The organism is Hymenobacter wooponensis (assembly GCF_004745865.1).
GTDB lineage: Bacteria > Bacteroidota > Bacteroidia > Cytophagales > Hymenobacteraceae > Hymenobacter > Hymenobacter wooponensis.
The window spans coordinates 163,525-187,610 of sequence record NZ_SRKZ01000007.1 but is presented as its reverse complement, the minus strand read 5'-3'; the positions used below and the strand labels follow the sequence as shown (position 1 = coordinate 187,610).

Sequence of the window (24,086 nt, the reverse complement as noted above, 5' to 3'; positions counted from 1 at the left end):
TTCCTAGCGGGCTCACCCTCAAACAGTCTGCACTTTTCCGCTTTTTTTGGGCCGGATTCCGTACGCGGTTTCCGAGGGCGGACTTGCCGCCACATTTCTCACTTTGACCTTTCGTGCTCCAATGGCATTTGACTTTCAGATGTACACCACCGCCCCCGAGTTTAGCACTCCGGCGGCTTACTTTTCCATGGAATTCGCGCTCGACCAAGCGCTCAAAACCTATTCGGGTGGCCTAGGCTTCCTGGCCGGCTCGCACATGCGCTCGGCTTATGAGCTGAAGCAAAACCTGGTGGGCATCGGCATCCTGTGGTCGTTCGGCTACTACGACCAGGGCCGCAACGAGGACATGAGCATGCGCGCCGACTTCCGCATCAAGCAATACAGCTTCTTGCAGGATACCGGCTTTGTGTTCCCCATCAACATTCACAACGCGCAGGTACTGGTGAAGGCTCTGTATCTGGCTCCCGAGACCTTCGGGACGGTGCCGATGTTCTTCCTGACCACCGACATTCCCGAGAACGACTACCTCTCGCGCACCATCTCTCACCACCTCTACGACGCCGACACCGCAGCTCGCGTAGCGCAGAGCATTCTGCTGGGCGTGGGCGGCGGCAAGCTGCTCGACCTGCTCGGTCGCCAGACTGAGGTGTACCACCTCAACGAGGGCCACGGCCTGCCGCTAGCCTTCTATCTCTACGACAAGCACGGCCGCAACCTGGAGGAGGTGAAGAAGCGCCTGGTATTCACGACCCATACGCCTGAGCTGGCCGGCAACGAGGAGCACCCCGTGAAGCTGCTCGACGAAATGTCGTTCTTCGGCAACGTGCCCCTGCAGGAGGTGCGCGACCTGGGCATGGTGGAGAATGACCGCCTGAACTACACGCTCACGGCGCTGCGCTTCTCGCGCATCTCCAACGGCGTATCCAAAGTGCACGGTGAGGTGGCCAATGAAATGTGGGGCCACTACCAAGGCATCTGCCCCATTATCGCCATTACCAACTCGCAGAACGGTACCTACTGGCGCGACAAGCAGTTGCACGCTGCCCTGGAAGCTAACGACGACGCGGCTCTGCTGGCCCGCAAGAAGGAGCTGAAGCATGAACTGTTCAAGATTGTAGCTGACCAGACCGGTACCCTCCTCGACCCTGAGGTACTGACCGTGGTGTGGGCCCGCCGCTTCGCCGGCTACAAGCGCGCCGACCTGATTCTGCGCCACTTCGAGCGCTTCCTGGAAATCGTGAACAACCAAGACCGCCCCGTGCAGGTGATTTGGGCTGGCAAGCCCTACCCCAAGGACTACGGCGCTATTGGCCTGTTCAACGACATCATTGCCAAAACCAAGAACCTGAAGGGCTGTGCCGTGGTAACTGGCTATGAGCTAGGCCTGTCGGCAGCCCTGAAGAAGGGTTCCGATGTGTGGCTGAACACCCCGCGCTTCCCCCGTGAAGCCTCGGGCACCAGCGGCATGACCGCCGCCATGAATGCCTGCGTAAGCCTTAGCATCGCCGACGGCTGGATTCCGGAGTTCGTGCGCCACGGCGAGAACGGCTTCATCATCGAGCACACCGACATCAACCAGCCTGACAACGTGAAGGACGACATTGAGGCCACTAACGTGCTCGACGTGCTTCAGAACGAAATTGTGCCGCTCTACTACGGGCAGCCCGAGAAGTTCCTGGAAATTGCCAAGACTGGCATGCGCGAGGTAGAGCCCGAGTTCGAGTCGCACCGCATGGCTACGGAGTACTACGAGCGCATGTACAACGCCAAGTAGTAATTAAGGAAGTGGCCTAGGCCACATTCTAGATGAAAACAAAAGCCCATCATCCTGAGCAGGATGATGGGCTTTTGTGTGTTTACAACTTTAGAACGTCATGCTGAGCTTGTCGAAGCATCTCTACCGCTTCGTTGAGTCGGCTCTAGACCTGTTGAATAGCCAGAGGTAGAGATGCTTCGACAAGCTCAGCATGACGTTCTTTTTTACATTATCACTTCATTACAACTCCCTCCCTCTCCTACTCATCCAGATACTGGTGCACGAACTTGATGGCCATGCTGCCTTCACCCACGGCGGAGGCTACGCGGGCCATGGCCCCGGCACGGCTGTCGCCGGCGGCAAAAACGCCGGGCACGCAGGTTTCCAGCAGGTACGGCTCGCGGGTGTGCTTCCAAGAGTCGGCGTAGCGTGGATCGGTTACCAGGTCGCGGCCGGTGAGCAGGAAGCCTTTACCGTCGCAGACCACTGTATCGCAAATCCACTCGGTGCTGGGTTTGGCCCCGATGAAGATGAACAGGGCCCGGGCAGGCCGCTCCTCTAACTGCCCGTTGCGGTTGAGCACTACTTGTTGCAAGTGGTCGTCGCCGCGCACCTCGGCTACTTGGGTGTGCGTAAGCAGTTCAATGTTAGGTGTCTGGCCGATTTGATCAATCAGGTATGCCGACATAGATGCCGCCAACGAGCTGCCCCGGATCACGATGAACACCCTCCGGGCATAGGTGGCCAGGTACATGGCCGCCTGACCCGCCGAGTTGCCACCGCCCACAATGTACACGTCCTGCTCGTCGCAGGAGCGGGCCTCGGTGCGGGCCGCGCCGTAGTACACGCCCGCCCCCGTCAGCTGATGAATGCCGGGTACTTCCAGGGTGCGGTAGCTTACGCCGGTGGTCAGCACCACGGCGCGGGTTTTTACCTCCGTGTCGTTGGCGAGGGTTAGGATCTTGTAGCCATCCTGCACGCGTAGGCTAGTTACTTCCTGCGGGGCTAGCAGCTCTGCCCCCAGCCGCACCGCCTGCGACCAGGCTCGGTGGGCCAACTCGCTGCCACTGAGGCCCGTCGGGAACCCTAGGTAGTTCTCAATGCGGGAGCTGGTGCCCGCCTGGCCGCCCGGAGCCATACGCTCCACCACCAGGGTGCGCAGCCCTTCAGAAGCGCCATACACTGCGGCCGCTAGGCCCGCGGGGCCGGCTCCAATTACTACCACATCGTAGAGCTCCTGCGAGGCTTTCTGAGACAGGCCTAGCCGTTCGGCTACCAAGCTGCGTTCGGGGTTAGAAAGGGCGGTGTTATCTTCGAACACCACAACCGGCAGATCAGCAGGGGTGAAACCGGTGCGGGTGAGCAGCTCCTGAGCGTCAGCATTTGTCTCGTAATCAAGCCACTGGAAAGCCACCATGTAGCCCGCCAGAAAGTCTTTGAGCTCGTGCGAGAGTGGCGACCATTGAAACCCAATCAGGCGCAACCCTTGAAAACGCGGACGATAGGCAGTTTGCCAAGCCGCTAGCAAGTCGTGGAGCGTGGGGTAGAGCAGCTCCTGGGGCGGGTCCCAGGGCTTGATGAGGTAGTAGTCGAGGCGGGCGTGGTTGATGGCCCGGATGGCAGCTTCCGTATCGGCGTAGGCCGTCAGAAGCACGCGCTTAGCATCGGGAAACAACTGGCGGGTTTGCTCCAGCAGCTCCACGCCCTGCAGGCCCGGCATGCGCTGGTCGGCTAGCACCAGAGCCAGGGGCTCTTCGCGCTGCTGCAGCTCTTGAATTGTAGAAAGGGCTTCTTCGCCGGAGCTAGCACGCAGCACCCGATAGTCGCGGCGGAACTCCTGACGAAGGTCCCGCTCAATAGCATTTAACACCTGCGCATCATCATCAACGGCAAGCAGAATCGGTTTTTTGGTGGCAGCCATGGAAGTAGGAACAGGCCGGCAGAGCGCCGGACGAGATAGGAAAGGAAGGAAAGAACGCTGCGCTGTTTTCTAGCGAAAGGTAAGAGGCAATCTGCGGAGGGCAAGACGGTGCCCGACTGGCCTAGCGGCTTCCGGCCACCGGCAGCCACACCCGGAACTCGGTGTGGCCGGGCTCCGACTGTACCTCCAGGCGGCCATCGTGCTGCTCGATAATGCGCAGGGCAATATCGAGCCCTAGGCCAGTGCCTTCGCCGGCAGGCTTGGTAGTATAGAAGGGCTCCAGGATGTGGGGCAGCACCTCGGGCGGAATCCCGGGCCCGTTATCAATCACCGATACCAGCACGAAATCACCTTCCTGGCGGGTGCGCAGCGTGATTTCGCCCCCACCCGGCATGGCGTCAATGGCGTTGTCTAGTAAGTTCGTCCATACTTGGTTGAGGCTACTTACCTGGCCTTTTACCAGCGGCAGGCCGGGCGCATAGTCCCGCGTGAGCTGCACTTTCTCCTCCCGCATGCAGTAGCTCAGGATATTCACGGTACTCTCCAGGCCGGTGTGCACATCCAAAGGCGCAAAGTCGCCGGCGCGGTCCATGTGGCTATAGGTCTTTACGTTGCTGACAAGCGTACTGATACGCCCACCTGCCTCCTGCACGTCGCGCACTAGGCACAGCGTAGTCAGCTGCCCTTCCAGCCACGCCAGGGCCGAGGGCCTACTAGGCTCAGGTAGTGCCATGATGAGTGGCTTAAGGCTATCTAAAGTTAAGCCAGCTTCTAAGAGACCTGAGGCCAAAGCATAGCCATCAAGTACGTCTTGGTCCTCCAGCCATTCGGCCAGTTCATCTTCCCGGTCGGAGCGCTCCAGCGGAGAAAGAGGCGTTTGCGTAAGGGGCGGGTTTGAGGCCACGGCTGCTAAATCGGCCAGGGCATCGGGCTGAGGGCAATGGCGCACCAACTCCAGCAGTAGCCCCGGCTTGGCCCGCAGGCGGTTATCCAATGCCTCGGCTGCCCGCATAATGGCGGCAGCAGGGTTGTTAAGCTCATGGGCTAGGCCTGCTGAGAGCTTGCCCAAAGCCCGCAGCTTATCGTCGCGCTCCTGATAGCGAGCTTCTTGCCGGGCCCGGTCGCTCATCAACCCTACTAGGCGCTGCACCAGCTCGGGGCTGACCTGCTCCAACGCCGGGAAGTTGTCGCGGTGCAGGAGTAGCAATTCTGTATCACCAACGGCCACTCCTAAGCCCTGAATCACACGCAGCCGGGAGTAAGGCAGCACGCCGCTCACGTGGCCCTTATCGACCCGAAAGATAGGCTCGCGGTTGCCATTGCGTAAGAAAAAGAACTGTAGGCCACCTGATAGTACTACCACCATAAACTCGGCTGGGTCGCCGGGGTTGAGGACCGTATCACCGGGGGCATACGTACGAACCTGCCCATGATCCAGCACCCACTGCAGCGTGTCGGTGGGCAGCTCCGCGAAAGTGGCTACGCGGGCAAGTACCTCGGGGGTGATAGTGGCAGTAGACATAGCAGAGAGGGAATAGAGTGAGATAAGAGCTAGGCCAGATGGCGTAGCCGTACGGAGCACATCAGGTTAAACTTCTAATGCAACCGGGTAAAGGTCTAATTTACTTTCCAATTTTTACTGTTAAGGTAAATACCAACAAAACGGCCAGACTCCTGCTAGGAAATCTGGCCGTTTAGGGTGGCGGGGGCAGCTGAAAAGAATTCGCTTACTCCCGCACCACCTTTACTATGCGTGAGGCATCAGCCTGCCGAACCACCAGAAAGTACACCCCCTGTGGTAGCGTAGTAGCTTCCGGAAGAGCAACTTCAGAAGTGCCGGCTGGCAGTTCTAGCCTGCGGGTAAACAGCACCTGGCCTAGGGTGTTGTGAAGCGCGATGCTGGTAAGTCCGGCGTGGGGTAGCACAAGGTGAGCAAACAGCTCCCGATTAAACGGGTTGGGGTGAGCCTCCAGTGCCAGCGCCTTTTCTGCCGCTGCCAGCTTCACAACTTGCACGGCCGAATACGATTCGGTGCCGTCGGTGTCCTGCTGGCGCAGGCGGTAATAGAGCACCTCACTTGCCCAGTGGCTAGCTTGGGCATCGGGATAGGTGTAGGTAGTCTGCTGGCTGGTAGTACCGCGCCCCGCCACCTGGCCTATTGGTCTGAACTGCTGACCATCGGTACTTACCTCAACAATGAATACGGCGTTGTCTTTCTCCGAAGCAGTAGCCCAGCGTAGCAGTACATCTGTGGCTCGTGCCTCCGCCGTGAAAGAAATGAGCTGCACCGGTAGCGGGTTAGCCGAGTTTGAGACGGTCAGGCGGTCGAAGACGGTGGTAGTGGTGCTGATGCTGCGCGTAGCTGATGCGTTAGCCACTGAGCCCACCCCGTTCCAGGGCGCCGTTTGGCTGGCTTGGCGCCAAATAAGCACCCGGGCAAAATCCGTCAGACCATTGTCATTGTCGGGCAGCCAAGAAAGCGTAATCGGGACGGGCCCCGTGGGAGCCTGAGCGGTGGTTACCGTCCAGATCCGGTCTATGCTTTTAGAGTTGTTAAAGGTACCGTGGCTGGTGCCAGCCGTTGTCAACCCGGCCGTGCGCTTTACTACCACCTGACCCAGGCTCTGACCATTGCCGCCAATGATAGCGCTGTTAGTGAAATCAGTAGCGGTAGTTACGTTGTCTCGCGCTACGCGCAGGTTGCCCAGCACGTAGCGGCCCGTAGCCTCACCTACTACGCTGGCTGCGTTGGTAAGGCTGATGGTAGCACTAGCCGGGGTGCGCATCATGCCGTTGGTGAGCTTCAGCTCCTGCATAATCGTCAGGTTGTCGGGCACAGTAACGCCCTGAGTGCTGGCGTTGTTTACTTCTAACTGGCCTAGCGTGGCACCGCCCGCCGTGAGGGTTTGAGCCGCTGCGCCGCTTAGTAGCACTCGGCCCGGTGAGGTTAGGGTGCCGGCATTGGTCAAATCGCCAAGGACTTGCACGGTGCCCGCATTGGTTAGCGTGCTGCCCGTCTTGTTATCGAGCACACCCGGTACGTAGAGCGTTGCCCCCGACTGCACCGTAAGGATGCCGCCGTTGTTGGTCAGACCCTGGGCAAAACCAGCTTCGGCCAGTGCGCAGAGCCCTAGTAAGGAGTAGAAAACCTTCATCCTAAATTACTTGGGCGCTAGTCGCGCGAAGGATATATGCCGTCAACAGCAATACAAAAGTTGAGGGCTAGATACGGCGGCATGTTTTCGTGGGGCTGGTTGCCACCCGCAACTCCTACGCTCTGAGGATTCATAGGCGTATTTGTTGTGCCAGCCGAGGTGAATTGCGGCCCGCCCCGGCCATTGTTAGCTAATACGTTGCCACTCGGCGAATCAGAATTGCCGGCAGCAGTAGACGCATTTAGCTGATGGTTGTGAGCCGGCATCTGGCTATTAAGCAAAGTAACCGTTTCTGTTCCAGCCATCTCTCCCTGGCTGTGATATGATAACCCAGGTCCCTGCCCTTGCTGCATTGGGAACCGGCCGCGTAGGTCAGGCAGAGCAAAGTTTGTTTGACCATTCCCGCCGTAGGTAGTGCCAAGTATGGAGAACAAGGCGGTGTTCTGACTGATGTTTAACAGTTGCCCTTGGCAAAGCAGATAGCCCTTTGGAGCAAAGTTGCCGGCAAACAGCATAATCTCTCCAACAAAGGGCTCCATACCCTGCGTAGAAGCCACACTGCGCGTGCTGGCTAGTGCGGGGCCGGCCAACAGGCTGCCACCGAGGAGGGCGCCCAGGCGCTTGAGCAGCCCCCGGCGCTGCGGCTCCGCTTGGGGTTGTTGAGGAGAAGAAGCTGGTACAATGCCAGCAGGAGTAGCCATAAATCTCATAGCAGAGAAGAAAAGTCAGGAAGGAGGGAAGAATTAATTGACGCGGAACCAGCCGCTGGTGGTGCTATTGACCACGTACACGAACTGCGCCGCGAAATTGGGCAGCAGGTTGCCCGTACCGCTGGTGCTGGTGATGCTCACGGCGTCGGCGTCGAGGTTGGTGATGGTCAGGGTCTGGCCGTTGGTGCCAGTGCCCAACGTGATGGTACCGTTCGTGCTGTTGTTGTTCGGCAGAACTACTATACCCGTCGTGGCATTTAACGTACCTGCGCCCGTAGTAGGAATTGCGAAGGTGTTGGTAGTCTGGATGTTGGTGGCGCTTGAAGCGGCGTTTTGCCAAGTAGCTAGGCCAGTAGCATCAGAGGTCAGTACCTTGCCCGCACCGGGTGTGCCCCCAGTAATTTTCACTTGACCGGCTACTTCCAGTGTAGCGCTTGGGGTAGTAGTGCCAATACCTACGTTGCCGCTCGGCATGAGGCGCATTACGTCGCGGTAGTTCTGGGAAGCATCGTTGTACGTACCCGCGGCGCCGGCACCCACTCGGAACGCTAGGCCAGTGTCGGCACCACCCGCTGTTATAGCCGACGTCGTGCCATCGTGCGCAATGAACAGGTGGTCCCAGGCCGCGCCGTTGCGCACCCCGAAGGTGCCCAGTACCTCAAGTGCTTGAGCAGGAGTAAGTAAGCCAACGCCCACGTTGCCGCCATTTGGGTTCAGGCGGAGAGGGTAATTAGTATTAAGAGCGGTAGCGTTAGTGCTTTGGATCCAGTTGCCGTCCGTGCCGCTGCTACCTAGGTCAAGGGTCACGTTACCATTGTCGCGGAAGCGGGCAATATGCCCCGTGCTTTGGGCTGCGCCCGAGGTGAAAGGGTTAGCAGCACCCGTCCCTACCATACTCAACCGAGTAGTAGGATCTTCTACACCAATGCCTAGGTTGCCCGTCTGCGTCAGCGTCATAAGGGTTTTGTTAACAGTAGAATTAGCGTTCCACGTTACCCAGGTAAACGACTTGCCTCCCAAGTCCGGAATGCCCGACGACAATGAGCTAGCCCGCATGAATATCCCCCAGCGGCCTAGGCCACTATATGTGCCGCTAGTGAAAGCATCCCAGCCGCGGGTAATCAACGGTGCATCGTTGGCATTCAGAATCAGGCCGAAGGTTGACCGGCTATACAAGCTGCCATCGGTGGTAATGCGCAGGCGTTCTGTGTTGCCGGTGCGTATTACCACATCTTTGTTGTCGGAGGTACCAATGAAGTCGGAGCCGGGGCTGGTGGTGCCGCCCACGCCGGGGTTAGTGCCGGGGTCGGTGCCCGTGTTACCGGCGCGTTGCCAGGCCGAGCTAGTGGCAGTGCCCGAGGGGAGTGCCACCCATACGCCACCCTGGAAATACCAAAAGCCGGGCTGGGCGCCATCGGTCTGGAACACCAGCATGCCCTGTGTAGTGTTGGTAATAGCTGTGCGCTGAGCCACCGTCATGCGCGGTATTAGAAGGCCCTTGTTGTTGCTAGCGCCTGCTGAAATATCCAGGGCCGCATTAGCATCAGGGGTGGTAGTGCCCACACCCACGGATTGGGCCTGAGCGGAAACAGCTAGGGCACTGAACGACAGGCCTAACAAGTAACGGTAAAGGTGTTGCATTAGTAGTGCGGTAGTTAAGAAGCCAGCTATTATGCTTCTCGAAAGAATTAAATATGTTCAAAGGTATATCTATGAATATTATATGTAAAGTGCTATGAAATAAGTGCAATAAATAATGTATGTACACTATTTGTACTCGCTTCACAAAGTGTCTTACCTAAACTGACAATTGTTTAAATTTAAACTTATAGGCTTCATTTATACAGGAGTTTGTTGAACGATTAATAGAGAGGGTTGTAGATTGTCCAATTAAGCCGTAAGGAACTAAATTAGGTAGCTGAAGTAAGGTTGTTATAATAGTATAATTTCCAATGCATTTAGGATGTGCCAGCCGTATGCTCGCCTAGGCGTATATTAGGTGTTAAGCCCCTCCTAATCAGAAGTGATGCATGGCTGATTATAGGTTGAGCAGTAACCTCGGCCAAAAACCCGTTTCTTACCAAACTTTTTAGCTGCCGCGCGCATTTCTTTAGTTTACCCTGGCTCAGTCAGAGCTTCCTACATGGCCAAGATTAAGACCCTATATTTTTGTCAGAACTGCGGCGCGCAATCCGCGAAGTGGATTGGCCGCTGCCCCTCTTGCGGCGAGTGGAATACCTACGTAGAGGAGGTAATCGAGAAGACCGATAACAATGCAGCTGCCGGAGCCTGGAAAGCCTCTACCTCCGTGGGCGGCACTACAAGCAAGGCGGCTAAGCCTAAGGCGTTAGGTGAAATCCTGTACGAAGAGGAGTCGCGCCTTAATACCCACGATGGCGAATTGAACCGCGTATTGGGCGGTGGCCTAGTGCCAGGCTCCCTGGTGCTGATTGGCGGTGAGCCAGGCATTGGTAAGAGTACGCTCATGCTCCAGATTGCCATGCACATGGGCAACCTGCGCATCCTGTATGTATCGGGGGAGGAAAGCGAGCAGCAGATTAAGATGCGCGCCGAGCGCCTGGGCCAGCAGCATCCCGGCCTGTACATCCTCACCGAAACCAGCACCCAGAACATCTTCCGCCAGATTGACCAGCTGCAGCCCAATGTAGTGGTTATCGACTCCATCCAGACGCTGCACTCCTCACTGGTAGAGGCGGGGGCAGGCTCCGTAAGCCAGGTACGGGAGTGCACCACTGAGCTGCTGAAGTACGCCAAAGAAACTGGCGTGCCCGTGCTGCTTATTGGGCACATCACCAAAGATGGCTCTATTGCCGGCCCCAAGATTCTGGAGCACATGGTGGATACCGTGCTGCAGTTTGAGGGCGACCGGCACCTGAGCTACCGCATTCTACGCACCATCAAGAACCGTTTCGGCTCTACCTCGGAGCTGGGCATTTACGAGATGCAAGGCAGTGGCCTACGGCAGGTTAGCAACCCCTCCGAGATTTTGCTGAGCCAGCGCACCGAGAGCCTGAGCGGCATGGCCATTGGCGCCACGCTGGAAGGCAACCGGCCCCTGCTGGTAGAAGTGCAGGCCCTCGTGACGCCCGCCACCTACGGCACGCCTCAGCGTAGCAGCACCGGCTTCGATGCCAAACGCCTGCAGATGCTGCTGGCGGTGCTAGAAAAGCGTAGCGGCTTGCGCCTAGGCCAGCACGACGTATTCCTGAACATTGCCGGTGGCCTCCGCCTCGATGACCCAGCCCTGGACCTGGCCGTGTGCGCCGCCGTGGTGAGTAGCCTCAATGATGTGCCCATTGCCGGCGAAGTGTGCTTGGCCGCGGAAGTAGGCTTGAGTGGCGAAATCAGGGCAGTGAGCCGGTTAGATCAGCGCCTGTCGGAGGCTGAAAAGCTGGGCTTTGCTGAAATGTACATCTCCCAGTTCAATGCTCGTGGCCTTGACATTGCCCGCTATGGCATCCGGGTTCACCCTTCCGGCCGGCTAGATGAAGTACTCAATGGCCTGTTTGGCTAAGCTGAACCGTAGAGTGCTGTCATCGTAAGATGAGGAGTGGCCTACACAACCCGTTGGTCGCCACCTTTTAATGCTCAATCCACAATAAAATCAGCAGAGGCCGCCCTCGGAAGACGATACTTCTGGGGGCGGCCTCTGCTGATTTGTGAGGCTGGCCGGTTAGATACCTCGGTTAAGAAGCACTTAGTTCAAAACTTTGGCCTTGGGAACTCGTTACGAAAAAACCGTGCTACTGGATTGGACTTTCTCTTTTTTTATGCCGTATCTTCGGTGCAGGAATTGGCTTTTACCGCGAATCACCTGACGAGACAAGCACTTCTTGAATTTGAAAAGCGGACGATTCCAAGTCCCTCATGTATGCAATTTCCTCTGATGGCCTCTAAATCCCGCGTTGTTGCTGCTCTGCTTTGGGCAGGGCTGCTAGTTGCTCCGCTTCTGAGCAAGGCCCAAGGCACGGTGGTCTTGACTGGCAAGGTGAACGGGCGCACGGCCGATACAGTGGCCGTGTCTATCCGCGAGAATCCGCTTGATCCGAAAGAACAGATTACCTATGCTCGCCTCGACGACAAAGGCGAGTTTCGGATGGCAGTGAAGGTAGACGGACCTACCCGCGCTGACCTGGTGTACGGCGACGATGTGGCCGACCTATTTCTGGAGCCCGGTAACCAGCTGGATGTTCGTTTCAAAGGCTCCGATATGGCAAGCACCGTGCGCTTCAAGGGCAAGGGCGCTGAAACCAACAGCTACCTGTCGGAGGTGGATGAGAAGTTTATTGAGAACGATGGCTTTCAAGTCCTTCCCGACAACATCATGCTTTACGAGCCCGGCTTTCTATCGTTTTTGGATTACCGGCGGAAAGAAGAGCGGAAATTTCTCGAAAACTACGCCCAAGACAACCAGCTAAGCCAAGCGTTTAAAGACTACGCCAAGGCTGAAATAGAATACAGCTACGCCAACGACCGACTCACTTTCCAAGACCTGCGTGAGCAAGTAGTGGCCACGGAAAGTCGTCTGAAAATGACGCCTTCCTACTATGAATTCCTCAACGACAAAGCCCTGATTAACAGCCCTAGCTCGGTGAGCAGTGGCATGTATCAGGAGTTCCTGCTCAACTACATTCACTACTCGGCGGAGAGCAGCGGTAAGCGTCGCTCCGACCCCGACTTCTACCAGGTGTGCTATGATCTGGCTAAGAAGCAGCTAACCGGGCCCGTGAAGCCAATTATAATGGGGCGCGTGCTGCAGGAGTCGTTCCGGTTTGGGCACGTGAAGCAGTCGGCGGCTATGCTGGCCGATTTCAAAAACGCCGATCCACAGAATCAGTACTACCCTATTCTGCAGCAAGATTTTGAGGCGCACAAAGCCTTTGCCATTGGGTCGCCAGCTCCAAACTTCAGCCTTATTTCGTCGAAGGGCGATTCTGTAAGCCTGAAGCAACTGGCTGGTAAGCTGGTGTATATCAACTTCTGGCGCACAACGAGTGGCCTAGCCCTGCGCGATTTGCCCTACGCCGCCGATTTGGCTAAGAAGTTTGATGGTAAGAACATCGTATTCCTCAATATTGCCCTTGATGAAAACGAAGGTGCCTGGAAGCAGTTGGTGCTAACTAAGCGCCTGCCCGGCACGCACGTACGGGCCAGCGGGGGCTTCCGCTCGGCAGTGGCGAAGGCCTACGGGGTGCAGGATGTGCCCACGTACTTTCTGCTGGCCGAGGACGGTACCTTCCTCAATACCAAGCCCAAACGCCTAAGCAGCCGCGCCGCCGTAGATGAAATAAAGGAGTCGTTTGGTAAGGCCAACACGTACAGCAGCACCTTACCCGCTGGCGGTAAGTAGACTGGCCTAGCGAATTGCTACGACATAAGAAAAGCGCCGACCACGATACTGGTCGGCGCTTTGTCATTATAGGGGCGTCCAGGCCTAGGCGGTGCGGAAGCCGGTGGCTTGTTTGATAGAGCGCTCGTTGCCGGTTGCCGGGTCAGGGTAGCTGTGCTCTCCTATCTCCACCGATACGCGCTTACCTAGTAGCTGCTTGGTATCGAGGTCTTTGCCTGCCTCGGGGTGGATACCCACGGCGGCATACAGAGAAAGCAAGATGGGCATAGCTGCCTGTGAAGTGTAGAAACGCTGGGTCACGAAGCCCTCTTCATTCTCCATGCGCGCGGCAAAAAAGGGCACATTCTGGTGCTCACTCTGGCCTTCCTGAATATCGGTAATCTCAACGGTGTGGCGGCCGTCGGGCAGAAATCCTTTTTCCTGTCCTTTCTCAACTGAAATTTTCATGATCTGTAGCAAGGTTGGATATGGTTGGTATACGTGGCTAATAAATTTAGGTTGTGTTGCTAATGATAATAGTATTAGAATGGGAAGCTGCCACAAAGCCATGTTGTTGCAGATACCAAGAACTTAAAGGAGCTACTCACGCGAGCTAGGCCTCCGGGAGGTTTTCCTGCTTTGGTTGTTAGCAGCACCGTACCTTTACTCCAGCATGGCTTCCCTCCTCTCCGACGCGCTCAACTTCGTTTCCAAGACTTCGCCTCAGCGGCTCTGGAATGCCACGCAGGTTACGGGCGGCTACCTGCTCAGCAAGCTCACTGGCAAGGCGCGGCATTGGGGCCTGCCCGTGGCGCTGAGCTTCGAGCCTACCACGAGCTGCAACCTGCGCTGCCCCGAGTGCCCGAGTGGCCTACGCTCCTTCACGCGGCCCACGGGCATGCTCCCCGATGAGCTATTCAAGAAAACCATTGACGAGGTAGCCTCGCGGCTCTGGTACCTGATTTTCTACTTCCAGGGCGAGCCTTACCTGCACCCCAACTTCCTGGACTTGGTAAAGTACGCCGCCGATAAGGGCATTTATACGGCCACCAGCACCAACGCCCACTACCTCAACGATAAAAATGCCCGGCGCACTGTAGAGAGTGGCCTAGACCGCCTCATCATTTCCCTTGATGGTACTACCCAAGATGTGTACCAGCAGTACCGCGTGGGCGGTAAGCTCGATAAGGTGCTGGAAGGTACCCGTAACCTTATCAAGTGGCGGCGGGAGCTGAAGTCGCAGACGCCGCGGGTAGTGTTTCAGTTTCTAGTGGTGCGCCCCAATGAGCATCAGATTGAGGAGGCTAAGCAGCTAGCGAAGGAGCTAGGCGTAGATGACGTGTGGTTTAAAACCGCCCAGATCTACGACTACCACAACGGCTCGCCCCTCATCCCGACCATCGACTACTACTCGCGCTACGAGAACCAGGGCAATGGCACCTGGAGCATCAAGAACAAGCTGGTAAACCACTGCTGGAAGATGTGGCACTCCTGCGTAGTGACCTGGGATGGCCTAGTGGTGCCCTGCTGCTTTGATAAGGACGCTGAGTACCGCCTCGGCGACCTAAAGCAACAGACATTCCGCCAGCTCTGGCATGGTACCAAGTACCAGCAGTTCCGGGCTTCCCTGCTCAAAGGCCGCGACCAAATTGAGATGTGCCGCAACTGCACCGAAGGCACCAAGGTGTGGGGCTAGGAGGTAGTTTGTGAAGTGGTGAAATGGAGGGCTGGTGTTAAGCAAGCGCTTATCTTAGGGCGAAGCTTACTTTGCTATCCCACTACGCGCTATGTTTTCCCCAACTCGTATTTCCACTATCCGCAAGAGTAAAGGCGTTTCGCAGGAGGTGCTGGCCGAGCAATCGGGGGTTAGTTTGCGCACCATTCAGCGGGTGGAGCAGGGCGATACTATGCCGCGGGGCTACACGCTGCAAGCGCTGGCGGCTGCTTTGGAAGTACCCTTGGAAGCATTCCGGGCGGAGCCCGAAGTGACTCCTGAACATGCACCAACCCCAGTACAAGCCGCCGCACCGGAACCACAAGTTGTGGCACCTGCACCTGCTTCAGTGCTCCGTCCGGACCCTCAATTTTTGCAGCTGCTCAACCTAAGTGCGCTGAGCTTTTTGGTGTTTCCGTTGCTGAACCTGGTAGTACCCTGGGTGCTGTGGCGGAAGCATCGTCACGATACGGAGCAGGCGGCCGAGGTGGGGCGGCGGGTGCTGGGGTTCCAGATTTTGTGGCAGGTGCTCTGCTTTCTGAGCTACGGTTTAGCGGCAGTGGCCCAGCTGTGGGCGCACCTGTATCAGGTGGTATTACCCAACCTTTTCGTGTGGGTGTTTATCATCTCTTACCTGCTAAACCTAGCGGTGGTATGCTACAACGGGTGGAAACTGCGGCGTGGCCACCTCGATATTTACCCTTTTCGGCTCTAATGATGTATTTGGTAAGAGTCAGATAGTCAATATGGTATAGCAAATGGCGGTAAAATGACGGGTAAGTGGCGGCCGTGCGGAGGTAGGGTGCTGGTAGTTTTGGTTCATCAACCAACCCCCACTACCCTACGTCATGAAACTCTTCCGCAACATCCTGCTCGCCGTGCTTACCCTGCTGTTGGTTAGTGGCCTAGGAGGCTACTTTTACATGCGCAAGAAGTTTGAGCCGGCTGCCAACCAACTGGTGGTTTCGGGCCTACCCACCACTGCTAGCTTTGCTTGGCATGCCAGTGGTGTTAAGCCAGTGAACCCTCGGGCTGGCTTGCTGGTGCCCGTGCGGCTACCCGGCTGCCCCCGCACTTGCTACCTGCAATTTGATACGGGTTCTCCCTCTACTCTGCTTTACGCAAACTCCCTGGCGGCCCTGCGGAAGCACTACCCTGCCACCACCCAGCGCCTGCTGCCCCAAGCCGATACCCTTCATGACGTTACCTTTTCGCTAGGCCAGGCTACTGTGCAGGCCAGCTGGTTGCGAGTACTAGAATATGGTGCCACCGAGTTGCCCGCTGATAGCACGGCTCAATTCATCATCGGGACGTTGGGGGCCGACGTGTTGGATGGCCGCGTGCTGGTACTCGACTACGCTCGGCAGCAGTTTAGCCTAAGCACCCAGCTGCCCGACAGCTTAGCCCGCCACACTGCCTTTGTACCCCTGAGCTACGAAAGCCGCCGCGTGATTCTGACGGCGCAGGTATTAGGTAAAGAAGAGAAGTTGCTCTTTGATTCGGGCAGCAGTGCCTTTGCTCTCATCACCAGCCGTGCTATCTGGCAGAACATGGCCCGGCCACAAGCTCCTGTACAAACGGCAGCCTCCAATTCTATGGGCCGCACGCTCACCACGTATACCACCGCCACTGCGGAGGCCATGCAGGTGAACAACATGGTAGTTCCTTTCAAGACAGTAACCTACGTGGAAGGAACTAGCCTGATGCAAAGCACCCTGATGCGCTTTTCAGGCATGGGTGGGATGCTGGGCAACAAGGCCTTCGAGCAGCACACCATTGTGCTGGATGTGCCCGGCGGGCGCTTCGGAGTAGTGCGCTAACTGTGAGATAGATACGATGGCGGCAATGCGAATTCAGGAAATCATGCTAATGATACATTGCCACCATTCATACCTCTTACCATCCTAGTGTTGATGTCCTTCCTGCTCGGATAAGGTCATACTAGTGACCAAACCGATAACGCAGTCCAACGGCACCGGATGTTGTGACGACGCGTGGCGAACGTAAGTCCATATTGACCGTACCCTCACCTACTGCCTCTAAACCAGAGAATAGACGGTAGCGGAAACTTGGGCCCACGCTCAACGCTTTGTGGTACGTTTTGGAACTGCGGTCGAATGCAACAGATGCACCTTGGCTAACATCATAATAATACCCTCTGCCTTTATAGGTTTCGTAGTCCAGTGTAAAACCGCCTATTCCATCAAGCTGGAAACGGTTGTTCAGATTGCGAGTTACCGTGTAACGCCCCAGTGCTGTTAGTGTTAGGGCTGTATTGCGGTAGTTGTTGGAATAATACCCGGCGACTACGTTTCCATTTGCATCCCTAGGATTGACACTATACGAGCCCGGGCTGCTGCTATAGGCTGCCCCTAGCTGCACCGCCCAGCGCGGGTTAAGCTGGTAGCCGAGCGTGAGTTGCAATGGTGGTACTGTGCTCTTGTCTAGCTCCCGGCTCAATCGTTGAGAGAAGTTGGTAAAGGCTGAAACGCCAATGTAATACCGGGGTGTTTCTGGTTCAGTAGTTTGCGCAAGACTGAACAATGGGGCTGAGAGTAGAGCAACGCCAACGGCAATAGACCGAACAAGCATAAACGGAAAAGTATAGAAAGTAGAAAAGAGACTTCAATAGCAAAATGAACATCTAGAAGAATCTAAAACCCTGCAAAACGTTGCACCCAAGGCAATAAAAATACGCTGGCTCAGCATATTTCAAGCCTATAAAGCTGAAAGCTACCAACCCAGTGTATTAAATACAGGCACGACCGACGGGGCCTTGTAACTAGTAAAATGCTCTTCCTAGTAATTCCAGGGGTACAGGTCCGGGGGCGTGTGGTGGTCTTCGTGGGTGGGCAGCGCGTGTAGAGCGTGGGTCTGGTCGAAGAACAGGAAGGCATCGTAACGCTCGGGAATGAGCGTGGGTACGTAGTTACCGAACTGCTCAAACTCGGGGCGGTACACCACGCCAATAGCCCGGTGGCCTAGGGTGTGCTCCAACAGGGGGTGGCCGCGCAGCTCATCGGAAAACAACAAGGCATTATCGCCTTTGAGCTGCTGGTGCAGGGTGTACTCCCAGGAGCTGCGGCGAGCCTCCGGCACGGTCATGACCTCAGGGGTGGCGCCCCACTTCTTGCCGGCTATTACGGTGCCCTGGTACGAGCCGAAGCCCACCGCAAACACGTTCTCGCGGCCGTAGGTTTCGCGGGCCAACTGGCCTACGTTCACCATCTGGTCGTCGCGCATGTCGGTGTAGCGGGCATCGCCAATGTGGGTATTGTGCTCCCAGATGATGGCTTTACTGTCGGGGCCGTGCAGGTCGAGCAGGCGGGTGAGGGTTTCCATCATGTGCCGGTCGCGCACGTTCCAGGAGGCCGAGCCACCTTTGATCATGGCCCGGTAGTAGCGCTCGGCATTTACAGCTACCAGGGCATTTTGCTCGGCGTTGAACTTCTGCTCCTGAGCCGGTAGGCCATCGGGCTGCAGCTCCCGCACCTGCTTGCGCAGAGCCCGCAGCATTTCCGTCACCTCATCCTCACAGTCTTCCGATACAAAGGCCACGGCCTGCGCGTACTCCTGCGGGTCTTCGCTGTAGGGCTCAAAGCACTGAAACGCTTTATGGGCGGCTTGCACGGCCCCGTCGCCCTGCTTCTCCACGTAGTGCAGAATCTCCTGCAACGACTCCCACAGGCTGTATACATCCAGCCCATAGAAGCCCACCCGCTTCTCCTCGGGCAAGGGGCGGTTGTGCTGGCGGAGCCATTCTACTAGGGCGGTAATTTCCCAGTTGCCCCACATCCAGGTAGGCCACCGGTTGAAGGTGCGCAGCACCCGGGACGCCGGCGTGTCAGATTCAGCTTTTTCTTTGATGGCAGCATTCACCTCGAAGCAGTCGGGCCAGTCGCCTTCCACAGCAATAAACTGAAAGCCTTTCTCCTGAATCAGGCGTTTGGAAAGGGCCGTGCGCCAGGTGTAGTACTCCGAGGTGCCATGGGAGGCCTCGCCGAGTAGCACCACGCGGGCGTCGCCGATGGCTTGCATCAGCGGGTCGAGGTCGGCAGCTGAACGCAGCGGATGGGTGGGCAGAGTCGTTTTCATAGTCGAGATTGGATGGAGCGGAAACGGAAGAGTGCGCCGCAACGGGGTTGCGGCGCACTCTTGAGTAGTGCGAAGAATGGTACGGAAGAGCTTATTTGTGGCTCTTGCTCAGATTTTTGCCGAGGTCTTCTACCTGCTTGAGGAACTCCAGCGCGTCGGAGTCGCCGTAGGTCCCGTAGGCCGAGGAGATGGTGCCCCGCACGCCATCGGTAGTTTCCAGGGCATACAGGATAGACATATCGTCGGGGTCACTCTCCCCTTCAAAGCGGTAGAAGTCTACGATGGTCACCTCATTAGGACCGTAGCTTTTGTCGCGCTCCGTGTCCATGGTGTGCAAGCGGCCGTCCGTCACGCGGAAATCGGCCGTGTAGCCATCCTGGCTGAGCTTGCGTTCTACGTTAACGAGCGAGCGTTCTTCTTCTTTATCTTGCATGGGAGGGGCGTTTTGGAAATGAAAGAGTCGGTTGGGAGAGGGCCCAAAAGAAAGCCCCGTATCGGCTATACGTAGCCAATACGGGGACGGGTTATCTGAAGTGTAGAAGAATACGGGCGCCTACTTGCCGGCACCCGGCGCGGCGGCCAGTTCAATGGTCCGCTGCAGGCGGTCAACGTCAATGGTGCTGCAAGCACCACCGCACCCTTTAGCACAACTGGCCTGGGTTTTGTCGAAGAAAGCACGCCAGAAAATCCGCCCGATGTAGAAGGCAGCTCCGGCAAAGAGCAAGGCGATGATCAGATACTGTATCCACATGATGGTCACAAAACTACGACGCTACAGGAAAAGTTTAGCGAAGTGGCCTAGAACCGTCATAACGATGTAGAGACGCATACTTGCATCTCGTCGTTGCTGATGTTGTTATGACCGGATCGTTCTAGGCCAGTTGTTGGCTCCTCCGACTTACGGTTCTGACATCGGCCGTTTAAAGACGAGACGCAAGTATGCGTCTCTACATCGTTCTGGCATCACACTATTCCTTCCAGAACTCCCGGATGGTGCTTTGCATTTCGTCGTGCACTAGGCCGTTGCTGGCTACAATCTCGCGGCCGAAAAGTGGGTCGCCTTCTTTCAAGAACTGGGTTACGCGGCCCCCGGCCTCACGCACTAGTAGAATGCCCGCGGCCACGTCGTAGGAGTTGAGGTTAAACTCGAAAAAACCCTCGAAACGGCCAGCAGCTACGTAGGCCAGGTCGGCGGCGGCGGAGCCTACGCGGCGCACCCCGTGCGAGCGGCGCATGAAGGCGCCCAGCAGCTGCAGGTAGTCGTCCATCTTGCCGAAGTCGGTGTAGGGGAAGCCGGTAGCAATGAGGGAGCTGTTCAGGTCGGGCACGTCGGTTACGTGAATCGGAATTTCGTTGCAGAAGGCTCCGGCCCCTTTAGCGGCCCGGAAGCACTCGTCGCGCACCACTTCATACACTACGCCAGCTACTAGCTCATCATGATGAATCAGGCCTACGCTCACGCAGTACACCGGCAGGCCATGCACGAAGTTGGTGGTACCATCCAGCGGGTCGATAATCCAATTGTAGCCTTCCGCGCGGTCGGCACCTTCAGTGCCTTCTTCCGTGATGAAGCCTGCCTCGGGCAGCACCTCGCGCAAGCCGGCCACCAGCAGCTTTTCCGTTTCCTTGTCCACGTACGACACCAGGTCGTGCACGCCTTTTGTTTCGATGTGGCTGCGGTTGAAGGTGGCCGCCTCCTGGCGAATGAACTGACCTGCGTGGCGCGTTACGGCCGCCAGCTGAAAGCTGAGTTGATTGTAGTCCATAAAGTGAAATATGTCCTCGGCGGTGCCGAAGATCGTGCGTGCAAAGATGCGCAGTTAAGCTAAAACAGCGAGTCGAACGGGACCCACTGTCCATCAACCAATTTCTCGAAGTAACTCCCTGATGGCGTGCCTTCGGAACGGCCTTTTACGCGAACCGGCGCAATCCAGTCATGTTGACACTCGGGTAAGGGGTCAGCAACGGGCACCCAACTAGCCGCAGATACTCCGTATTGCTCAAAGGCAGCTTCTTCTGCATCGGCAATGGTTTCAAACCAGGTATCCCACTGGCAGCCAGCATCAACTAGCGTCTTGTAGCCGAATAAATAAGCGCCATGCTCATCCTCATGCAGCATCAGCCGTACCGTATCCGCTATTGGCTGCTGAAGAGAAGCTGTTTTTCTCATTCTATGCCCTAGCTGCCCGCCGGTTTTGAACGGCCAACACTACCGTCAGCACTAGCAGGAGCACGGCCAGCACCTGCGTAGTAGGCCCAATTAGCTCGCCGTGGCGGACGTAGAAGGTGTCCTCCGTATTCAGGTGCACGGTGGCGCGGCTCACGGCCTGCACCCACCAGCCGGTGCGCTGCGTGATTTCGCCCTTCTGGTTGATGAAGCCTGAGATGCCAGTGTTGGCAGAACGGGCAATATCGCGGCGGGTTTCAATGGCGCGCAAGGTGGCGTACTGCAAGTGCTGGTTGTGGCCCGGCGAGTCAGACCACCAGCCGTCGTTGGTGATGATGCCCAGCAGAGTGGCGCCGTTCTTCACGTAGTCGCGCACAAAGTCGCCGTACACTGACTCGTAGCAGATGATGGGGCCGATGCGCAAGGCTGGCGTATTGGTCTGGTACACCGTGCGCTCTTCCTGCGAGCCTAGGCCACCGGCGGCACCGCCCAAGTCAATCACGAAGGCCGAAAGCCACGGCGGCACGCCCTCCACACCCGGCACCAGCCGCGACTTATGGTAGAACTCCGGGGCTGCGGCAGCATCGCGCAGGTGAATGGCGGCGTTGAAAATATCGTAGTAGCCTACGCCTTCACGGAAGCGGGCGGTGGGGCTGGCGGTTTCCTTAGCAGAATAGCGCACCGCCGACGTCAGGCCCGTAATCAGTTCCACGCCGGGGTGCTGGCCTAGCCACTGGCGCAGACGCACAATGTTAGGGTTGAAGTTGATGGTTTCCTCGGGGTACACCTCGTCGAGGGAAGTTTCGGGCCAGAACACCACCTTGGTTTGGGATGTCAGGTTCTGCTCGGTGAGGGTGAGCAGGCGGGTAATCTGCTCGGTGTGGGGGATGAACCGGGAGCCGCCCTCAAACTTTTCCTCGAAGGGGTCAACGTTGGGTTGAATTACCAGCACCTCGGCCGTAGCACCTTTCTCCTGGTACTGGCTGCCAATAAGATACGACAAGCCAATGGGCGCCACTACGGCCAATGCGGGCCAAACCCAGTTTACCCGTAGGCCACGGGTAGCCAGGCTGCCAGCTTCAGCTAGTGGCCTAGCCACGCTACGTAGCCCAAACCACGCCCCAAACACGAGAATGTTTACTACCCACACCCAAACGGAGCCGCCCAGGAAGCCCGTGTACTCATACCACTGCACCAGTTGGTTAGCCTGCGCGAAGCCGTTGCCGAGCGTCAGCCAGGGCCAAGTCAGGAACCAGTGCAGGTGGAGCTGCTCGAAGGCAATCCAGTAGATGGGCAGGGAGATATAGCCGATGAGGTGGCCTAGGCGCTTCTTGGTGTGGTAAAAGGCCGTGAGCGGCAGGCTCATCAGCAGAGCGTTGCACACCACCGCCGTGATGCCGCCGCCTAAGGTGCTGTAGCTCACCCAGTAGGTAGTGAACAGGTTCCAGAGCACTAAGGCCAGGTAAGTGTAGCGCCACACTTTCCAGCCGCTGGCCCCGCGCTGGCCCAGCACCTGCTCCATGCGCAGGTAGGGCACCCAGGCTACCAGCAGCACTAGTGCCAGCGGGGCCGGGTGCACCGGCCAGCCCAGCCAGAGCAGAAACGCACTGAGTACCGCCAGCAGGCTCGGGAGCCAGTAGGCCAGTCCGGATACAGGGCGTGCAGAGTCCGCAATTGCGGAAGCCGCGGAAGGAGTGGATTTAGTCAGCACTGCGGTCGTTGGTATAACGGTCTTCTTTGATACGTTCTTCTTTCTCGCGGCCCTGCACCACCAGCACAATCTCTCCTTTGATGGCGGCGCGGGCGGCAAAGTTGGCGGCCAGCTCGGGCAGGGTACCGTTCACGGTTTCCTCGAACAGCTTGGTCAGCTCCCGGCTCACCGAGGCCTGGCGGTCGGGGCCCAGTGTTTCGGCCAGCTGCTCCAGGGTCTTCACAATCCGGTGCGGCGACTCGTAGAAAATCATGGTCCGGGTTTCCGATGCCAATTCCTTCAGGCGGGTCTGGCGGCCTTTCTTCACCGGCAAGAAGCCCTCGAAGGTGAACCGCTCGGCCCCGAAGCCCGACTTCAGCAAGGCCGGCACAAAGGCCGTGGCACCCGGCAGGCACTCTACCTTCAGGCCCTTAGCCAAGCACTCCCGCACTAACAAAAAGCCGGGGTCCGAAATTCCGGGCGTGCCCGCATCCGAGACCAAAGCCATTGTTTCGCCCTTGCCTAGGCGCTCTAGCAGGCGCTGCACGGTTTGGTGCTCGTTGTGGAGGTGGTAGCTGAGCATAGGCTTTTTGAGACCCAGGTGCTGCATTAGGCGGCCACTGGTGCGGGTGTCCTCGGCCAGCACGGTATCTACCTCACCCAGCACCCGAATGGCGCGTAGCGTGATATCTTCCAGATTGCCAATGGGCGTGGGAACGAGGTACAGAACAGTAGGAGCAGCGGTATCAGACATAAGCACAAAGGTAACGGGAAACCTAGCGGCGCAGGCAGGCCTAGCGGCACCTGTATCTGGTCAACGGGCCACTTAGCGAGCAACGTGAGCTATTGGAGAGCATAGGCCAGTGTGCGGCAGGCTGCCATACATACCCTATTTTTAGGGCTGCGCTCTGCCTGTGCTCAGTTCTGCCTGGGCCTGTGAGTTTAACACAGTGCACAGGGCATTGCTGATGATTATCGCTAGCCTGTAGCTAGTACACTCACTGCCCGCCTCGCTAGGCCACTCGCTGCACGCTCTATTCCGCTACGCCGCTGTAATCGGTAGCGAGGTGGTCGATGGCGGCGGCCAGTTGATGGTCTTTCTCCGTCACGCGGTTGCCGGCGCTGTGGGTGCGCAGCCGAAACGTGACTACGTTATACTCATTGCTCCACCAGGGGTGGTGTTCCTGGTACTCGGCCTCCTCCGCCACATCCGACATAAAGCTGAAGGCAGTTTGAAAATCCTCGAAGCGGAAGGTGCGGATGAGGGCGTTGTCGTGTTCGGTCCACATAGCCATTGGTAAAGGAGAGTAAAGCTCAGAAGCGGTACGTTAATATACTGGCTGACCGGCAAAGCGATTCGTTTGGCCTGAGCGCAACATCTTGTACTTAAGTAGTCAGCAGCAAAGCTAGTTGCCCGGAAGCACGACACTACCTCCCACTTTTTCTAGGCCACCCAACTTCCGGATCGAGGCTTTTACAAGTATCTTTGACTGCCTTGGCATGCCGAATACCTGCTCATGGCTTGTCA

20 protein-coding genes and 1 pseudogene are annotated in these 24,086 nt (G+C 57.3%); 6 read left to right on the top strand and 15 right to left on the bottom strand.

All coding sequences use genetic code 11. The annotated features are described in order from the left end of the window. The first annotated feature begins 121 nt into the window (after positions 1–121). The gene (glgP, locus tag EU557_RS21970) at positions 122–1,774 is read left to right on the top strand and encodes an alpha-glucan family phosphorylase (RefSeq protein ID WP_135532632.1); all 1,653 of its coding nucleotides are present in this window, start codon (positions 122–124) and stop codon (positions 1,772–1,774) included. Positions 1,775–2,015: 241 nt separating this feature from the next. Here the strand turns inward: glgP and EU557_RS21965 are convergent, their stop codons facing one another. The 5 genes from EU557_RS21965 to EU557_RS21945 form a co-directional block, all read right to left on the bottom strand. Beyond that, positions 2,016–3,677: an NAD(P)/FAD-dependent oxidoreductase gene (locus EU557_RS21965; protein ID WP_135532631.1), complete on the bottom strand. Its 1,662-nt coding sequence runs from the start codon at positions 3,675–3,677 to the stop codon at positions 2,016–2,018. A gap of 121 nt (positions 3,678–3,798) precedes the next feature. Next, positions 3,799–5,199, bottom strand: a complete 1,401-nt coding sequence (locus EU557_RS21960; protein WP_135532630.1) for a sensor histidine kinase — start codon at positions 5,197–5,199, stop codon at positions 3,799–3,801. A gap of 205 nt (positions 5,200–5,404) precedes the next feature. Continuing rightward, entirely contained in the window at positions 5,405–6,832 is a 1,428-nt protein-coding gene (locus EU557_RS21955; protein ID WP_135532629.1) for a T9SS type A sorting domain-containing protein, read from the bottom strand. Between the two features lie 17 nt (positions 6,833–6,849). Beyond that, positions 6,850–7,542 (bottom strand): phage tail protein, encoded by a 693-nt coding sequence (locus EU557_RS21950; protein WP_342588274.1) that lies wholly within the window; start codon positions 7,540–7,542, stop codon positions 6,850–6,852. A 33-nt stretch (positions 7,543–7,575) separates the two neighbouring features. Continuing rightward, a complete protein-coding gene (locus EU557_RS21945; protein ID WP_135532628.1) occupies positions 7,576–9,183 on the bottom strand; it encodes a hypothetical protein in 1,608 nt (535 codons plus the stop codon). A gap of 502 nt (positions 9,184–9,685) precedes the next feature. Between EU557_RS21945 and radA the strand changes: the two genes are divergently transcribed. Together radA and EU557_RS21935 are read left to right on the top strand one after the other, a co-directional pair. Continuing rightward, positions 9,686–11,077: a DNA repair protein RadA gene (gene radA, locus EU557_RS21940; protein WP_135532627.1), complete on the top strand. Its 1,392-nt coding sequence runs from the start codon at positions 9,686–9,688 to the stop codon at positions 11,075–11,077. 357 nt (positions 11,078–11,434) lie between these two features. Continuing rightward, positions 11,435–12,913 (top strand): TlpA family protein disulfide reductase, encoded by a 1,479-nt coding sequence (locus EU557_RS21935; protein ID WP_135532626.1) that lies wholly within the window; start codon positions 11,435–11,437, stop codon positions 12,911–12,913. An 84-nt stretch (positions 12,914–12,997) separates the two neighbouring features. Here the strand turns inward: EU557_RS21935 and EU557_RS21930 are convergent, their stop codons facing one another. Next, entirely contained in the window at positions 12,998–13,360 is a 363-nt protein-coding gene (locus EU557_RS21930) for a hypothetical protein (protein WP_135532625.1), read from the bottom strand. Positions 13,361–13,565: 205 nt separating this feature from the next. Here EU557_RS21930 and EU557_RS21925 point away from each other — a divergent pair, with 205 nt between their 5' ends. From EU557_RS21925 to EU557_RS21915, 3 genes are all read left to right on the top strand, one after another. After that, positions 13,566–14,588 (top strand): SPASM domain-containing protein, encoded by a 1,023-nt coding sequence (locus tag EU557_RS21925; RefSeq protein ID WP_135532624.1) that lies wholly within the window; start codon positions 13,566–13,568, stop codon positions 14,586–14,588. A gap of 91 nt (positions 14,589–14,679) precedes the next feature. After that, positions 14,680–15,321, top strand: coding sequence for a helix-turn-helix domain-containing protein (locus EU557_RS21920; RefSeq protein ID WP_135532623.1), 642 nt, complete (start codon positions 14,680–14,682; stop codon positions 15,319–15,321). A 133-nt stretch (positions 15,322–15,454) separates the two neighbouring features. Continuing rightward, a complete protein-coding gene (locus tag EU557_RS21915) occupies positions 15,455–16,426 on the top strand; it encodes a hypothetical protein (protein ID WP_135532622.1) in 972 nt (323 codons plus the stop codon). A 121-nt stretch (positions 16,427–16,547) separates the two neighbouring features. Here the strand turns inward: EU557_RS21915 and EU557_RS21910 are convergent, their stop codons facing one another. The 9 genes and pseudogenes from EU557_RS21910 to EU557_RS21870 form a co-directional block, all read right to left on the bottom strand. Further along, positions 16,548–17,198, bottom strand: a complete 651-nt coding sequence (locus EU557_RS21910; RefSeq protein WP_135532621.1) for an outer membrane beta-barrel protein — start codon at positions 17,196–17,198, stop codon at positions 16,548–16,550. 207 nt (positions 17,199–17,405) lie between these two features. Further along, positions 17,406–18,701: an erythromycin esterase family protein gene (locus EU557_RS21905; protein ID WP_135532620.1), complete on the bottom strand. Its 1,296-nt coding sequence runs from the start codon at positions 18,699–18,701 to the stop codon at positions 17,406–17,408. A gap of 91 nt (positions 18,702–18,792) precedes the next feature. Then, positions 18,793–19,134, bottom strand: a complete 342-nt coding sequence (locus EU557_RS21900; protein ID WP_135532619.1) for a hypothetical protein — start codon at positions 19,132–19,134, stop codon at positions 18,793–18,795. Positions 19,135–19,254: 120 nt separating this feature from the next. Beyond that, positions 19,255–19,452 (bottom strand): FeoB-associated Cys-rich membrane protein, encoded by a 198-nt coding sequence (locus tag EU557_RS25740; protein WP_210116108.1) that lies wholly within the window; start codon positions 19,450–19,452, stop codon positions 19,255–19,257. 217 nt (positions 19,453–19,669) lie between these two features. Further along, on the bottom strand, positions 19,670–20,467 hold the full coding sequence (locus EU557_RS21890) for an inositol monophosphatase family protein (protein WP_135532618.1): 798 nt from the start codon (positions 20,465–20,467) through the stop codon (positions 19,670–19,672). 59 nt (positions 20,468–20,526) lie between these two features. Further along, positions 20,527–20,871 (bottom strand): hypothetical protein, encoded by a 345-nt coding sequence (locus tag EU557_RS21885; protein ID WP_135532617.1) that lies wholly within the window; start codon positions 20,869–20,871, stop codon positions 20,527–20,529. Position 20,872: 1 nt separating this feature from the next. After that, the gene (lnt, locus tag EU557_RS21880) at positions 20,873–22,579 is read right to left on the bottom strand and encodes an apolipoprotein N-acyltransferase (protein WP_245326352.1); all 1,707 of its coding nucleotides are present in this window, start codon (positions 22,577–22,579) and stop codon (positions 20,873–20,875) included. Beyond that, a complete protein-coding gene (gene rsmI, locus EU557_RS21875) occupies positions 22,569–23,312 on the bottom strand; it encodes a 16S rRNA (cytidine(1402)-2'-O)-methyltransferase (protein WP_135532616.1) in 744 nt (247 codons plus the stop codon). Before rsmI ends, lnt begins: the two co-directional genes overlap by 11 nt. Before the next feature lie 280 nt (positions 23,313–23,592). Further along, positions 23,593–23,859, bottom strand: a pseudogene (locus EU557_RS21870) (4a-hydroxytetrahydrobiopterin dehydratase); the annotation flags it as partial. Positions 23,860–24,086 lie beyond the last annotated feature (227 nt).

Coding starts and splice junctions, on each gene's coding strand:
- EU557_RS21950 (WP_342588274.1), bottom strand. CDS start 7,542: ATGAGATTTATGGCTACTCCTGCTGGCATTGTACCAGCTTCTTCTCCT.
- EU557_RS25740 (WP_210116108.1), bottom strand. CDS start 19,452: ATGTGGATACAGTATCTGATCATCGCCTTGCTCTTTGCCGGAGCTGCC.
- EU557_RS21890 (WP_135532618.1), bottom strand. CDS start 20,467: ATGGACTACAATCAACTCAGCTTTCAGCTGGCGGCCGTAACGCGCCAC.
- glgP (WP_135532632.1), top strand. CDS start 122: ATGGCATTTGACTTTCAGATGTACACCACCGCCCCCGAGTTTAGCACT.
- EU557_RS21900 (WP_135532619.1), bottom strand. CDS start 19,134: ATGCAAGATAAAGAAGAAGAACGCTCGCTCGTTAACGTAGAACGCAAG.
- EU557_RS21945 (WP_135532628.1), bottom strand. CDS start 9,183: ATGCAACACCTTTACCGTTACTTGTTAGGCCTGTCGTTCAGTGCCCTA.
- EU557_RS21925 (WP_135532624.1), top strand. CDS start 13,566: ATGGCTTCCCTCCTCTCCGACGCGCTCAACTTCGTTTCCAAGACTTCG.
- EU557_RS21935 (WP_135532626.1), top strand. CDS start 11,435: ATGCAATTTCCTCTGATGGCCTCTAAATCCCGCGTTGTTGCTGCTCTG.
- EU557_RS21910 (WP_135532621.1), bottom strand. CDS start 17,198: ATGCTTGTTCGGTCTATTGCCGTTGGCGTTGCTCTACTCTCAGCCCCA.
- EU557_RS21920 (WP_135532623.1), top strand. CDS start 14,680: ATGTTTTCCCCAACTCGTATTTCCACTATCCGCAAGAGTAAAGGCGTT.
- EU557_RS21885 (WP_135532617.1), bottom strand. CDS start 20,871: ATGAGAAAAACAGCTTCTCTTCAGCAGCCAATAGCGGATACGGTACGG.
- EU557_RS21960 (WP_135532630.1), bottom strand. CDS start 5,199: ATGTCTACTGCCACTATCACCCCCGAGGTACTTGCCCGCGTAGCCACT.
- radA (WP_135532627.1), top strand. CDS start 9,686: ATGGCCAAGATTAAGACCCTATATTTTTGTCAGAACTGCGGCGCGCAA.
- EU557_RS21955 (WP_135532629.1), bottom strand. CDS start 6,832: ATGAAGGTTTTCTACTCCTTACTAGGGCTCTGCGCACTGGCCGAAGCT.
- EU557_RS21905 (WP_135532620.1), bottom strand. CDS start 18,701: ATGAAAACGACTCTGCCCACCCATCCGCTGCGTTCAGCTGCCGACCTC.
- rsmI (WP_135532616.1), bottom strand. CDS start 23,312: ATGTCTGATACCGCTGCTCCTACTGTTCTGTACCTCGTTCCCACGCCC.
- EU557_RS21930 (WP_135532625.1), bottom strand. CDS start 13,360: ATGAAAATTTCAGTTGAGAAAGGACAGGAAAAAGGATTTCTGCCCGAC.
- EU557_RS21915 (WP_135532622.1), top strand. CDS start 15,455: ATGAAACTCTTCCGCAACATCCTGCTCGCCGTGCTTACCCTGCTGTTG.
- EU557_RS21965 (WP_135532631.1), bottom strand. CDS start 3,677: ATGGCTGCCACCAAAAAACCGATTCTGCTTGCCGTTGATGATGATGCG.